The following is a 12,604-nucleotide window of genomic DNA, read 5'->3' as shown; positions in this document are numbered from 1 at the left end:
CCGATGAAAAAGCTATCTGCTATTTGTTTGGGCCTGCTGAGTTTTTTAAATACCGCTCTGGCCGCGGAAACACCGGCAAGTATTGGTAAAGGCGAAGGTCAGTTAAATATAGTGGCCTGGCCGGGGTATATCGAGCGCGGTGAAAGCGACAAAAATTACGACTGGGTGACCCGGTTTGAAAAGCAAACCAGCTGCAAGGTGAACGTGAAAACCGCGGCAACGTCCGATGAAATGGTCAGCCTGATGGCGAAAGGCGGCTATGACCTGGTGACGGCGTCCGGCGATGCGTCGTTACGCCTGATTTACGGTAAACGCGTACAGCCGATTAATCCGGCGCTTATCCCGAACTGGAAGAGTATCGACCCGCGTCTGACGAAGGGCGCATGGTTTAACGTTGGCGGGAAAGTGTACGGTACGCCCTATCAGTGGGGGCCAAACCTGCTGATGTATAACACGAAAACCTTCCCGACGCCGCCGGACAGCTGGGCGGTCATTTTCGTTCCGCAAAATCTGCCTGATGGCAAACCCAATCAGGGACGCGTGCAGGCCTATGACGGCCCGATCGCCATCGCGGATGCCGCGCTGTATCTGAAAAGTACCCAGCCGGATCTGAAAATCGACGATCCGTATCAGCTCAACGAAACCCAGTATCAGGCCGTGCTGAAACTGCTGCGCGCCCAGCATCCGCTGATCCACCGTTACTGGCACGATGCGTCTGTGCAGATGAGCGATTTCAAAAACGAAGGTGTTGTTGCCAGTTCTTCATGGCCGTATCAGGCCAACTCCCTGAAAGGTGAGAAGCAGCCGATTGCCACGGTGTTCCCGAAAGAAGGTGTCACCGGCTGGGCGGATACCACCATGTTAGCCGCTGATTCCGAACATCCGAACTGCGCGTATCAATGGATGAACTGGTCGCTGGAGCCGAAAGTGCAGGGCGACGTCGCCGCCTGGTTTGGTTCCGTACCTGCGGTTCCCGCCGGATGTAAAGCCAGCCCGTTGTTAGGCGCAGAAGGCTGTCAGACCAACGGTTTCGACAAATTCGCCTCGATTTCATTCTGGAAAACGCCGCAGTCGGAGAACGGTAAGTACGTCTCCTATTCACGCTGGACTCAGGATTATATTTCGATCATGGGTGGTCGTTAATCACTGTCAATTTACAGGAGCTGACTATGGCCGCCGTACAATTTATCAATGTTTCCCGAATATTCGGGGAAACCAAAGCCGTCGATAATGTGTCGATTGATATTCAGGACGGCGAGTTCTTTTCTATGCTCGGGCCTTCGGGCTCGGGGAAAACCACTTGCCTGCGGCTGATCGCAGGTTTTGAAACGCTGACATCAGGATCCATCCGCATTCACGGGCAGGAAGCGTCGCAGCTTGCGCCGTATGAGCGTGACGTGAACACCGTTTTCCAGGATTACGCGCTGTTTCCGCACATGACGGTGCTCGAGAATGTTGCTTATGGCCTCATGGTCAAAGGCGTGGGGAAAAAGGAGCGAACGCACAAGGCGATGGAAGCGCTGGAACGCGTGGCGCTCGGTTTTACCGCTGCCCGGAAACCGGCATTTTTGTCCGGCGGTCAGCGTCAGCGCGTGGCGCTGGCTCGGGCACTGGTGAATCAGCCGAGCGTACTGTTGCTCGATGAACCGCTTGGCGCGCTGGATCTCAAACTGCGTGAGCAGATGCAGGGTGAGTTGAAAAAGCTACAGCGTGAGCTGGGCATCACCTTTATTTTTGTTACCCACGATCAGAGCGAAGCGCTGTCGATGTCGGACCGTGTCGCGGTGTTTAACAATGGCCGCATCGAACAGGTCGATACGCCGCGCGAGCTTTATCTCAACCCGCGCACCGCATTTGTCGCGCAGTTTGTCGGCACCGCAAACGTGCTGACTTCCGAACTTTCCCTGAAGCTCACCGGCCTTCCCGGCAGCCGTTCCATCCGCCCTGAACATATCCGCCTGACGCCGCAACCGGCGGCCGGAACGGATTCGGTTCAGGTCAGCGCCATCCTCAAAGATATTCATTTCCAGGGCGCCGCAACGCGCTACGAACTGGCGCTCGAAGGCGGTGAAAAGCTGTTTGTCAGTGAGGCAAATAACCTTCCGGTCAGCGCGAAAAACACCTTCCATCAGGGGCAACCGGTGGTGGCCTGTTGGGACAAAGATGCCATGGTGGCGCTGGTTGAGGGTTAAACGATGGATATCAGCATGACTCCTTACGAGAAGCGATCGCGGCGTGGCCGGGCGCTGGTGACATTCCTGCATCGTCGCCCCGGATTTTATCTGGCGCTGCTGCTGGTGCCGCCGCTGCTGTGGTTCGGTGCGGTGTATTTAGGTTCGCTGTTTGCGTTGTTGTGGCAGGGTTTTTATACCTTCGACGACTTCACCATGACGGTGTCCAACACGCTGACGCTGGCTAACTTGAAGGCGCTGTTTGATCCGGTGAATGCCGACATTATTCTCCGCACCGTGACGATGGCGCTGCTGGTGTCATTTTTCAGCGCGGTGCTGGCGTTTCCGATTGCGTATTACATGGCGCGCTACATCACTGGCAAGAAAAAGGCGTTCTTTTATATCGCCATTATGATGCCGATGTGGGCGAGCTATATCGTCAAAGCGTACGCATGGACGCTGCTGCTTTCCAAAGGCGGCGTGCTGCAATGGTTCCTGGAGCATCTCGGGCTGGAACCGCTGCTGACGGCGGTGCTGAGCCTGCCGGGAATTGGCGGTAACACGTTATCGACGTCCGGGATGGGGCGCTTCTGGGTCTTCGTCTACATCTGGCTGCCGTTTATGATTTTGCCGATTCAGGCCGCGCTGGAACGCCTGCCGCCGTCGCTGATCCAGGCATCGGAAGATTTAGGCGCTAAGCCGTGGCAAACCTTGCGCTACGTGATTTTTCCGCTGGCCGTGCCGGGCATTGCCGCCGGGTCGATTTTCACTTTCTCGCTGACGCTGGGCGATTACATCATCCCGCAACTGGTGGGGCCGCCGGGGTATTACATCGGCAATATGGTGTATTCACAACAAGGTTCGATCGGCAACATGCCGATGGCCGCCGCGTTTACGCTGGTGCCTATCGTGCTGATCGCGCTTTATCTGTCGATGGTTAAACGACTGGGAGCTTTCGATGCACTCTAAACGCGCACCCTGGTTACTGAAACTTTCCGCGTGGGGCGGGCTGGTTTTCCTGCATTTACCGCTGCTGATCATCGCGATTTACGCCTTTAACACCGAAGACGCGGCGTTCAGTTTTCCGCCGAAAGGCTTTACGTTGCACTGGTTCGCTGTGGCGGCAGGGCGTCACGACATTCTCGACGCCGTCTGGCTCTCGGTGCAAATCGCCTGTTACGCCACGGTGATTGCGATGGTGCTCGGCACGCTGGCAGCGGCGGCGCTGTACCGGCGCGATTTCTACGGCAAAAACAGCATCACATTATTGTTCATGTTGCCGATCGCGCTGCCGGGGATCATCACCGGGCTGGCGCTGCTCAACGCCTTTCACGCCGCGCAGATCGAACCGGGCATGCTGACCATTGTTATCGGTCACGCCACGTTCTGCATGGTGATTGTGTATAACAACGTCATCGCGCGGTTCCGGCGGATCACCCACAGCCTGATTGAAGCGTCTATGGATCTCGGGGCCGACGGCTGGCAGACCTTCCGCTACATCATTTTGCCCAACCTCAGCACGGCGCTGCTGGCGGGCGGAATGCTCGCGTTCGCACTGTCTTTCGATGAAATCATTGTGACGACATTCACCGCCGGTCACGAACGGACATTGCCTATCTGGCTTCTCAACCAGCTGGGCAGGCCACGCGAAGTGCCGGTGACGAACGTCGTCGCACTGAGCCTGATGGTACTGACCATGTTCCCGATTTTAGGGGCGTGGTATCTGACAAGAAACGGGTCTGATGTGGCCGGTGACGGCAAATAATAAGGAAAAATGATGCAAACGAACATGCTGATTAATGGTGAGCTGGTTGCCGGAGAAGGGACGTCATTGCCGGTTTTCAACCCGCATAACGGACAGGAAATTGTGCGCCTGGCGCAGGCCAGCGAACAGCAGACCAAACAGGCCGTCGATATGGCGCACCGCGCATTTACCGGCTGGGGGCAGACCACGCCGAAAAGCCGTTCTGAGTTGTTACTGGCGCTGGCCGATCGTATCGAAGCCAGTGCTGAAACCCTAGCGGAACTCGAATCGCTGAACTGCGGTAAACCTTATCATCTGGCGCTGGGCGATGAAATTCCGGCGGTAGCCGACGTGTTCCGTTACTTTGCCGGTGCCAGCCGTTGTCTGAACGGGCTGGCGAGTGGCGAGTATCTGACCGGACATACCTCCATGATCCGCCGCGACCCGCTGGGCGTGGTAGCGTCTATCGCGCCGTGGAACTATCCGCTGATGATGGCGGCGTGGAAAATCGCGCCCGCACTGGCGGCGGGCAATTGTGTGGTGATCAAACCGTCTGAAATCACGCCACTGACGGCGCTGAAGCTGGGCGAACTGGCACAAGATCTTTTTCCGGCGGGCGTGCTGAACGTGCTGTTTGGTGACGGTCAGACGGTGGGTAACGCGCTGACACATCACGATAAAGTGCGCATGATCTCCCTGACCGGTTCGGTCGCGACGGGCGAAAGGATTGTTGCGCAAGCCACCAGCGGTATCAAACGTACCCACATGGAACTCGGCGGCAAAGCGCCGGTGATTGTGTTTGATGACGCGGATATCGATAAGGTAGTTGAAGGCGTACGCACGTTTGGCTTCTACAACGCCGGGCAAGACTGTACCGCCGCCTGCCGCATTTACGCGCAGAAAGGCGTTTATGCCCGGCTGGTCGCGGCGCTGGGCGAAGCGGTTTCCACGCTGAAATTAGGCACTGATGAAAACAGCGAAATGGGCCCGCTGGTTTCTGCGGCGCATCTCGAACGTGTCGAAGGTTTTGTACTGCGCGCAAAACAAGTGCCGCATATTGAGGTCGTGACCGGCGGCGAACGCGTCTCCGGCGAAGGGTATTACTTCCAGCCCACCGTTCTGGCGGGGGCGCGGCAGGATGATGAAATCGTTCAGCAAGAAGTATTCGGACCGGTGGTCAGCATCACCGAATTCGACACCGAAGATCAGGTTCTGGACTGGGCAAACGAATCGAACTATGGGCTGGCCTCTTCTGTCTGGACGCAAAACATCGGTCGCGCCCATCGCCTGAGCGCCCGCCTGCAATATGGTTGTACCTGGGTGAATACGCACTTCATGCTGGTCAGTGAAATGCCACACGGCGGCCAGAAACAATCCGGCTACGGCAAAGACATGTCGATGTACGGACTGGAAGATTACACGGCGATTAGGCACATAATGATAAAACACGAATAACGTGTTCACATTGTTCGTAGCAGTTACTCAGGCGCAGCACATCTTCAAAATCATTTGTTATCAGGCTAATAGTCAAAATGGCAATTATTGTTAAATACTATTAGGAGGAATCTGAGAAGATGAGTTCGCCCCTTCAAGAGCTAAGCCAATGAGAGTGCCGGAGATAAGCGCCGGGTGGGGTAAAAATTAATGAGAAGGCCGCCATCAGGCGGCCTTTTTGCGTTTCTGAAGCGGAATCTACGATGAACTGCTCAGGAATATGATGGCGATAATGAACGAGACGACCGTCAGAGCAGCGAGTAAGCAGTTGCCGGGAGTCAGCAACTTGTTGTTGGTCTTGCTTCGGTGGTTTCGGAACAGTATCCAGATCATCACAATCCCGATGAGTATGAATATTATCCCGCCGGTGAGACTGGCAACTGAAGTCATGTATGAGCCCTCATCAGTTAAACCCTAATGATAGCTCATATTATTGAATCTATTCCCGAAGCAGGCGGGCGGGCGTTATGCCTCGCCGGACGCTGCGATTTTTTTGCGGGCAATGTCGATAAACAGAATGCTGGCCGCGAACGAAATTCCGGAGCCGATGATCATGGAAAGCAGATAAGAAGTGACGTAATTATATTCTTTATCTATTAATGTCTGCTGTTCAGAAATTAAATCAATGTTGTCCATGACATAACCCCGGGACAAAAAGAGCCCTGCCCATAGCGCACCGCAGACAATGAAACAGGTATAACAGACGTACGAGAATTTTTTATCAATATAATCAAGGTAGAACTTGGGATCTGAATAGGCCATTTTGAGGAGTCCCAAAAAACAGCCCAGATAAATACCAATTAACCACTTCATTACGTCCCAGTTCATAGATGTCTCTGAATGTTGCCGCTGCGGCAGTAAACGAAAGATAGAAGCCATGTCCGGATGCTCCGTTACGCATCGCTCAACAGCCGCCAAAACCTTAACAATTTGATTTTACGTTGTTTTTGTCGTAAATAACGCGACGTATTATCACACACACTTTGACATTCTGGCAAGATTGTTCACGTCGTGGGCAGAGTGAAACAGGTTAACGAAAGTCCTGAATTGCTGAGCGTAGACGGAAATAAAAAAGAGCCGGAGATTTCTCTATCGGCTCTTTATTGGCAATAAACGTTTTAATGCTTAATTAACGTTTTTTCGCCAGCAATGTGGCAAACCGCAGTTTGTAACGGTTACCGTTTTCGTCGCGTTTATGTAGCTCGCCGACGTCTTCGTTGTATTTCACGATTTCCCAGCCTTCGTAATAATTACGCAACTCTTCCGGTTTGAAGGTAAACGGGAAAGGCAGCGGACACGGATAATCCGGGCTGTCCATGGCCGCGACAATCAGGTTGTAGCCGCCGGGCCTGGTCGCCGCGTGCATGTCTCTGATGATGTGCGGAATGCTGTTTCGTTCCAGGAACATCATCACCACGGTGGAGAAAATGAAATCATATTCGCCGCTGAAACGGTGCGTGTTCAGGTCCTGCTCGCTGATACTGATGTGTTGCAGAGATTCAGCCGCAATAATGTCATTCACTTTCGCCACGCTCATCGGGTTATTGTCCCAACCGGTGACATCAAAGCCTTTCAGATTCAGATACAGTGAGTTACGCCCGCTTCCGCAGCCTAAATCCAGCGCTTTACCCGGCTGAACGTAATTAACCGCGTTGATAATTTCTGAATGGGTACGGGTCAGGCCGTATTTTTCCGTGTAATAGTCTTCTGGTGCGGGTTGCTGTGTCATTCGCTGATTTCCTGAATAGTGAATCGATTACCCGCGATTATCCTCTAAAATAGAGTGCTGGCACCATGACTCTTAGTGGGGGGCAGCGTCCTGTCCCGCCGGGTCATTTATATAAGGAGATAACATGTTGGGTCCGTCCCCCGATAACAAGCATCCGATGGCTGGTTTTCCTCAGATCTGCTTCATCAAAAACACCGTCAGCAATCCCGATATTATTATTGGCGACTACACCTACTACGACGATCCCGTTGATTCAGAAGATTTCGAGCGCAACGTGCTTTATCACTTTCCGTTTATTGGCGATAAGCTGGTGATTGGAAAGTTCTGTGCCCTGGCCCGCGGGGTGAAATTCATCATGAACGGGGCGAATCACAAGCTCTCGGGCATTTCGACCTATCCGTTTCAAATTTTTGGCAACGGATGGGAAAAGGTGACGCCAGCGGCAGAAGACCTGCCTTTTAAAGGCGATACGGTGATCGGGCATGACGTCTGGATTGGCTATGAAGCCCTGTTTATGCCCGGCGTTAAGGTCGGGAACGGCGCCATTGTTTCATCGAAATCGGTGGTCACCGGCGATGTCCCTGCTTACGCCATCGTGGGAGGTAATCCTGCTAAGGTCATCAGATACCGTTTCGACAGTGAGACAATCGCACGCCTGGAGCAGATCGCCTGGTGGAACTGGCCGGTTGAGAAGGTTTCCGCCCATCTGGCGCTGATCACCGCAGGCGACGTTGACGCGCTGGCCACCTGCTGATTTTGACGATCAGCGGATTGTGCGGTGATCTGTCTGCCGGTAAAGATAGCTCCCGACACCGTGTACCGGATCACCTTCAAAACCGACTTTCTGCATGCCGATTTTCTCCAGCACGCGTTGCGACGCCAGATGGTTTTCGCGCACGGTGGCGGAAATCCGCTTAATGCCCAGTTTCTCAAAACCGGCGTTAAGCGCTGCGCTGGCAAATTCCGTTGCCAGCCCTTTTCCCCACGCGCTTACCGCAAAGCGATAACCGAGAAACACCCGGTGATTCTCGTAACCTTCACGGACCCCAAGACCACCAAAACCGATAATGTCATCTGGCTTATGGCTCAGCGTAATCGCCCAATGTCCGAAACCGTGCTCCGGCCATTCCTGTAACCAGCCGCCGAGTTTTTCCTTCGCCGCCGCCATGTCTTTAATCGGGCCACGTGGATTAAAAAGATTTGTCTGCGGATCGCCGTAAATAGCGAAAAATGAACCGATATCATCAGCCTCTACAGGCCGGAGAATTAACCGCGATGTTTCGAGGATCATAGTCAGCGTTTTCCTTCTGTTAGCTGAACTAAATCTTAGACTGAGCGTGTGACTCTGCCATCTGTTTTTTCAGAAAGTCGATAAAACACCGCACTTTTTCAGGGACATGACGTGTGTTTGGATAGAGCGCAAAAATACCCTGTGGCCGGAAACGGTGATCGGGCAGCAAATGGCATAAACGCAGTGCGTCGATTTCCGGTTGCACCAGCCAGTCCGGCAGCAGGGCGACGCCAGCACCGGCCAGCGCAAAAGCTAACAGCGCCGAAGCGCTGTCGGCGGTCACGGCCGGGGGCGAAGAAACCCGGAAAGGTATCTTCTCTCCAGGGGGAGTTGTCACCGGCCAGCTCATCGGCAGCGGCAAACGGCTGTGCGCAATCCACGAAGCCTGAGCCAATTGTTCCGGCGTTTGAATTTCTCCCGATTGATGTAAATACTCCGCTGAGGCGACCGCCAGGATTTCAAAACTCCCCAGTGTGGCGGCGTGGTGGCTGGAATCGGCTAACTGACCGAGGCGGATCGCCAGATCAAAACGTCCGGCAATCAGATCATCGTGATTCGAGGACGCGACGTGCTGAATGCGTAATTGCGGATGCAGCGAGGAAAACGCCGCCAGTGCCGGAACTACTACGCGCGCGCCGTATTCCGGGGTGCTGGTGATGCGTAGTTGTCCGCTCAGGCCGCCGTGATCGCGGCGCACATCGTCCAGCACCGCTTCGGCTTCCTGCAACAAGGTCTGACAACGCTGATAAAAGCGTTCGCCCGATTCAGTCAGTGCGAGCCGTCGCGTGCTGCGGGTCAGCAACGCGACGCCGGTTTCACTTTCCAGTTGTTTGACGTTGAAACTGACCACTGCTTTCGTCAGCCCGAGCGAGGCTGCTGCGCCGGTAAAACTGCCTGCGTTCACCACCGCCACAAAAATCTCCAGCCGCTGCAAATTCAGCATTTCCCGCTTCCTTATTGTCAAAATTATTTTGACAGTGTAACTGTGTCCCGCCCATTTATCCCAGAGAAGTTCTCCGTTAGATTGCACGGCTTAACGGATTGTGGAAGAGAGCTGATGAGCCACAGGGCGCGGGTTGCCGCGGTATATTTACTCGGTTTTTTCGTTGATCTGATCAACATGTTTATCGCCAACGTAGCCTATCCCGGCATCGCACGGCAGTTTGATGCACCGGTCAGTGCGCTGGCGTGGGTCAGCACCGGCTATATCCTCGGGCTGACGCTGGTTATTCCGCTCAGCCGGGCTTTAACCGCACGTTTCGGGGCGCGGCGGGTGTTTATCCTTTCCCTGACGATTTTTATGGTCGCCTCTTTTGGTGCCGCTGGCGCCACCCATCTGACCACGCTGACTGGCTGGCGTATTGTGCAGGGGTTGGGCGGTGGATTATTGATCCCGCTCGGGCAGACGCTGACGTACGCACTTTACCCCAGCCATGAACGCGCCAGACTTTCGGCGGTGATCATGCTGGTCGGGCTGCTGGCACCGGCGCTTTCTCCGGCCATCGGCGGCATTATCGTTGACAGTTTCAGCTGGCGCTGGGTGTTTATTGCCAGCCTGCCTCTGGCGCTGCTGGCCTGGGTTCTGGCCCTTTTATGGTTGCCAGAAGCCCCGTATGAACCGGCTGAAAGGTTCGATCTCAACGGATTTTTGCTGCTTAACGGCGGGCTGATGCTGGTGTTATGGGGACTGACATCGCTGGGCGAAAGCAGTGAATGGCTGAGCGGCAGCGCGTTATTGCTGGCGGGCGCAGGGCTGATGGCGATGTTTATTCGCGTATCCCGAAAACAGACGGAGCCTTTACTGGATCTGACGTTGATAAAAGATCCGCTGTTGCGCACTGGCATGCTGGTTTATCAGTGCATTCCCGGCGTGTTTACCGGCGTCAGCCTGATTGCGATGCTGTATCTGCAAAATGAACATCATTTCTCAGCGGCGCAGTCAGGCAGTCTGATGTTGCCCTGGTCGCTGGCGTCGTTTGCTGCCATCAGTTTTACCGGCAAAATGTTTAACCGGCTGGGGCCGCGGGCGCTGTTTATCCCCGGATGCCTGATTCAGGGAGCAGGTATTGGCTTGCTGGCGCTGCTCAGTGTGTTTCCCGCAGCACCGTGGCTGGCGATCGCCGCGTTCACGCTGATGGGAGCGGGCAGCAGTTTGTGCAGCAGCACGGCGCAAAGTGGCGCGTTCTTACATATTCAGACGGAGAAACTGGCTGATGCCAGTGCGCTCTGGAACATCAACCGCCAGCTAAGTTTTTGTCTGGGCGTGACGCTGGTCAGCGTAATGCTCAATATTTTGCAGATTTACCTTCCGCAATCGGCGTTCAGGCTGGCGTTCATTCTTGCTGCCGTCAGCGTTATTGTTCCGGTGTTGCTGTGTCTGCGGTTACCTGGCCGTGAAATTGTGCAGGAACTGAATCAGCAAGAACTTCAAAAGGAGAGCAGATGAATCGTTTTGTGAAAGAAGTGTTTGATGCGCATGAGTTAATCCAGCGCTGGTTTTCAGACTCCGGCGCACCCGAGCAGGTTTGCGATGAACTGCTGGCGCGCTTTAGTCCGGCCTATTCGATGGTGACGATCACCGGCCACCGGCTGGACCATCCGGCATTGTGTGCGTTTTTCAGGGCGCAGCGGGGCGCGAAAAGCGGACTGAAGATTGAGGTCGAAAAGCCGGTGCTGGTTGCGGAAAGTGAAAAAGGCGCCGTCGTTGCGTATCAGGAACGCCAGCAGTTGCCCGGCCAGCCGGAAACGCTGCGTTATTCCACGGTGTTATTTGTGGTGGATGCAGAAGGGAAAATTTTGTGGCGCCATTTGCATGAAACGGCGGCGGCCTGATTGAGTATAAAAAAACGGCTTTCCGTGAGGAAAGCCGTTTGTGCTTACAAAAGGGATTACTTCGTCAGAGTTTTTCTGACTTCACTGACATCTTTTGCCGTCACCGCCGGTGCGTTGTTGCCCCAGCCCTGACGGATAAAGGTCGACAGTTGCGCCGCTTCTTCATCAGTCAGACGGTTGGCAAAGCCCGGCATTGCCAGCGTGGACGGTGCGCGTGCGGTGGACGGCTGCTGAGCTCCGGCGAGGATGGTGTGGATCAATCCGGTCGGGTCTTTCGCATTCACAATCGTTGCCTGATCCAGTTGCGGGAACACGCCCGGTGCGCCTTTACCGGTCACGAAGTGGCAGGCACCGCAGTTATCCAGATACAAACGCTCGCCTTCGCTGAGGTTTTTCGCCGCGGTCAGTTTGGCTTCGGTCGCGCTGGCTTTCTGCGTATCCTCTGCCGGAACCGGCGGGTTGCCGCCCAGGAACTTGATGTACGCCGCAATGGCTTTCAGATCGTCATCGGTCATGTGTGCGGTACTGTTTTCCACCACAGACGTCATCTCGCCGCCCACCGCCGCTTTGTCATTACGTCCTTTGCCCAGATAATCGACGATTTCCTGCTCGTTCCAGTGCGCGACGCCGCGCAGGGAAGGGACGTCCCAGTTATTCAGACTGCCGCCCGCCAGGAAATCAGAGTCACTGCTGTCCAGCGCTTTCTCGTTCATACCGAAGCCGCGCGGAGTATGGCAACTGCCGCAGTGCCCCAGACTTTCCACCAGATACGCGCCACGGTTCACCTGCACAGAAGCGCCGCCGATGGGCTGGAAAGGCTTATCAGACGCGAACGCCCAGTTCCAGAAACGCATGCCCCAGCGCTGGCTGAACGGGAAGCTCAGATCCGTTTCCGGTGGCTGTTCCGCGCTCGGTTTTACGCCCTGCATAAAGTAAACGTACAGCGCGTGCATATCTTCATCATTGATTTTGGCGTAATCCGGATAAGGCATCGCCGGATACAAACGCGTACCGTCCGGCAGAACGCCTTTACGCACCGCATCTGAGAACTGCGCTTCGGTATAACCGCCGATGCCGTGGTCTTTATCCGGTGTAATGTTGGTCGAATAAATGGTGCCCAGATTCGAATTGATCGCCAGTCCGCCTGCAAACGCCGGTTTGCCCGCCACCGTATGGCACGCGCCGCAGTCGCCCAGACGCGCGACATATTCGCCCTGTTTGATCAGCGCCGCGTTACCGGACTGTGTGTTGGTCTCCGCCTGCGCATTCGCCATAAATCCTGCACCCAGCAGCAGGGCATTAGCGATAAATAAACTTTTGAGTTTCATCCTGTTCATCTCCGC

General features: G+C 54.9%; 13 protein-coding genes. 8 read left to right on the top strand and 5 right to left on the bottom strand.

What is annotated here, in order from left to right; translation table 11 throughout:
* Positions 1–3 precede the first annotated feature (3 nt).
* From ydcS to GW579_RS15190, 5 genes are read left to right on the top strand one after another with little or no spacing between them, the layout of a single operon-like run.
* Positions 4–1,143 carry a putative ABC transporter substrate-binding protein YdcS gene (gene ydcS, locus GW579_RS15210; RefSeq protein WP_152326738.1) on the top strand — a complete coding sequence of 380 codons (1,140 nt, stop codon included), beginning with the start codon at positions 4–6 and terminating at the stop codon, positions 1,141–1,143.
* A 26-nt stretch (positions 1,144–1,169) separates the two neighbouring features.
* Positions 1,170–2,192, top strand: coding sequence for an ABC transporter ATP-binding protein (locus tag GW579_RS15205; protein WP_152326739.1), 1,023 nt, complete (start codon positions 1,170–1,172; stop codon positions 2,190–2,192).
* Between the two features lie 15 nt (positions 2,193–2,207).
* Positions 2,208–3,140 (top strand): ABC transporter permease, encoded by a 933-nt coding sequence (locus tag GW579_RS15200; protein ID WP_193333166.1) that lies wholly within the window; start codon positions 2,208–2,210, stop codon positions 3,138–3,140.
* Positions 3,130–3,936 carry an ABC transporter permease gene (locus tag GW579_RS15195; protein ID WP_165059854.1) on the top strand — a complete coding sequence of 269 codons (807 nt, stop codon included), beginning with the start codon at positions 3,130–3,132 and terminating at the stop codon, positions 3,934–3,936. Before GW579_RS15200 ends, GW579_RS15195 begins: the two co-directional genes overlap by 11 nt.
* Before the next feature lie 12 nt (positions 3,937–3,948).
* A complete protein-coding gene (locus tag GW579_RS15190; RefSeq protein ID WP_165060536.1) occupies positions 3,949–5,370 on the top strand; it encodes a gamma-aminobutyraldehyde dehydrogenase in 1,422 nt (473 codons plus the stop codon).
* A 504-nt stretch (positions 5,371–5,874) separates the two neighbouring features.
* Here the strand turns inward: GW579_RS15190 and GW579_RS15185 are convergent.
* Together GW579_RS15185 and tehB are read right to left on the bottom strand one after the other, a co-directional pair.
* Positions 5,875–6,288, bottom strand: a complete 414-nt coding sequence (locus GW579_RS15185) for a hypothetical protein (RefSeq protein ID WP_165059852.1) — start codon at positions 6,286–6,288, stop codon at positions 5,875–5,877.
* A gap of 250 nt (positions 6,289–6,538) precedes the next feature.
* The gene (gene tehB / locus GW579_RS15180) at positions 6,539–7,138 is read right to left on the bottom strand and encodes a tellurite resistance methyltransferase TehB (protein WP_152326744.1); all 600 of its coding nucleotides are present in this window, start codon (positions 7,136–7,138) and stop codon (positions 6,539–6,541) included.
* A gap of 124 nt (positions 7,139–7,262) precedes the next feature.
* Here tehB and GW579_RS15175 point away from each other — a divergent pair, with 124 nt between their 5' ends.
* Positions 7,263–7,892, top strand: coding sequence for a Vat family streptogramin A O-acetyltransferase (locus GW579_RS15175; RefSeq protein ID WP_152326745.1), 630 nt, complete (start codon positions 7,263–7,265; stop codon positions 7,890–7,892).
* Between the two features lie 9 nt (positions 7,893–7,901).
* Here GW579_RS15175 and GW579_RS15170 read toward each other — a convergent pair whose 3' ends face one another.
* Together GW579_RS15170 and GW579_RS15165 are read right to left on the bottom strand one after the other, a co-directional pair.
* Positions 7,902–8,429 (bottom strand): GNAT family N-acetyltransferase, encoded by a 528-nt coding sequence (locus GW579_RS15170; RefSeq protein WP_165059850.1) that lies wholly within the window; start codon positions 8,427–8,429, stop codon positions 7,902–7,904.
* Between the two features lie 28 nt (positions 8,430–8,457).
* Positions 8,458–9,372, bottom strand: coding sequence for a LysR family transcriptional regulator (locus GW579_RS15165; RefSeq protein WP_165059848.1), 915 nt, complete (start codon positions 9,370–9,372; stop codon positions 8,458–8,460).
* 114 nt (positions 9,373–9,486) lie between these two features.
* Here GW579_RS15165 and GW579_RS15160 point away from each other — a divergent pair, with 114 nt between their 5' ends.
* Positions 9,487–10,875, top strand: coding sequence for an MFS transporter (locus GW579_RS15160; protein ID WP_165059847.1), 1,389 nt, complete (start codon positions 9,487–9,489; stop codon positions 10,873–10,875).
* On the top strand, positions 10,872–11,261 hold the full coding sequence (locus tag GW579_RS15155) for a DUF4440 domain-containing protein (RefSeq protein WP_165059845.1): 390 nt from the start codon (positions 10,872–10,874) through the stop codon (positions 11,259–11,261). The genes GW579_RS15160 and GW579_RS15155 overlap by 4 nt, the downstream gene beginning before the upstream one ends.
* 56 nt (positions 11,262–11,317) lie before the next feature.
* Here the strand turns inward: GW579_RS15155 and GW579_RS15150 are convergent, their stop codons facing one another.
* Positions 11,318–12,589, bottom strand: coding sequence for a c-type cytochrome (locus GW579_RS15150; protein ID WP_420821544.1), 1,272 nt, complete (start codon positions 12,587–12,589; stop codon positions 11,318–11,320).
* Positions 12,590–12,604 lie beyond the last annotated feature (15 nt).

The sequence above is a fragment of the Rahnella contaminans genome (assembly GCF_011065485.1).
Lineage (GTDB): Bacteria > Pseudomonadota > Gammaproteobacteria > Enterobacterales > Enterobacteriaceae > Rahnella > Rahnella contaminans.
The sequence above is the reverse complement of the archived record's forward strand: the minus strand, read 5'-3'. Positions and strand labels throughout refer to the sequence as shown.

What these genes read in the sequence shown, in the direction of transcription:
- ydcS (WP_152326738.1), top strand. Translation starts at nt 4, where the DNA reads ATGAAAAAGCTATCTGCTATTTGTTTGGGCCTGCTGAGTTTTTTAAAT.
- GW579_RS15205 (WP_152326739.1), top strand. Translation starts at nt 1,170, where the DNA reads ATGGCCGCCGTACAATTTATCAATGTTTCCCGAATATTCGGGGAAACC.
- GW579_RS15200 (WP_193333166.1), top strand. Translation starts at nt 2,208, where the DNA reads ATGACTCCTTACGAGAAGCGATCGCGGCGTGGCCGGGCGCTGGTGACA.
- GW579_RS15195 (WP_165059854.1), top strand. Translation starts at nt 3,130, where the DNA reads ATGCACTCTAAACGCGCACCCTGGTTACTGAAACTTTCCGCGTGGGGC.
- GW579_RS15190 (WP_165060536.1), top strand. Translation starts at nt 3,949, where the DNA reads ATGCAAACGAACATGCTGATTAATGGTGAGCTGGTTGCCGGAGAAGGG.
- GW579_RS15185 (WP_165059852.1), bottom strand. Translation starts at nt 6,288, where the DNA reads ATGGCTTCTATCTTTCGTTTACTGCCGCAGCGGCAACATTCAGAGACA.
- tehB (WP_152326744.1), bottom strand. Translation starts at nt 7,138, where the DNA reads ATGACACAGCAACCCGCACCAGAAGACTATTACACGGAAAAATACGGC.
- GW579_RS15175 (WP_152326745.1), top strand. Translation starts at nt 7,263, where the DNA reads ATGTTGGGTCCGTCCCCCGATAACAAGCATCCGATGGCTGGTTTTCCT.
- GW579_RS15170 (WP_165059850.1), bottom strand. Translation starts at nt 8,429, where the DNA reads ATGATCCTCGAAACATCGCGGTTAATTCTCCGGCCTGTAGAGGCTGAT.
- GW579_RS15165 (WP_165059848.1), bottom strand. Translation starts at nt 9,372, where the DNA reads ATGCTGAATTTGCAGCGGCTGGAGATTTTTGTGGCGGTGGTGAACGCA.
- GW579_RS15160 (WP_165059847.1), top strand. Translation starts at nt 9,487, where the DNA reads ATGAGCCACAGGGCGCGGGTTGCCGCGGTATATTTACTCGGTTTTTTC.
- GW579_RS15155 (WP_165059845.1), top strand. Translation starts at nt 10,872, where the DNA reads ATGAATCGTTTTGTGAAAGAAGTGTTTGATGCGCATGAGTTAATCCAG.
- GW579_RS15150 (WP_420821544.1), bottom strand. Translation starts at nt 12,589, where the DNA reads ATGAAACTCAAAAGTTTATTTATCGCTAATGCCCTGCTGCTGGGTGCA.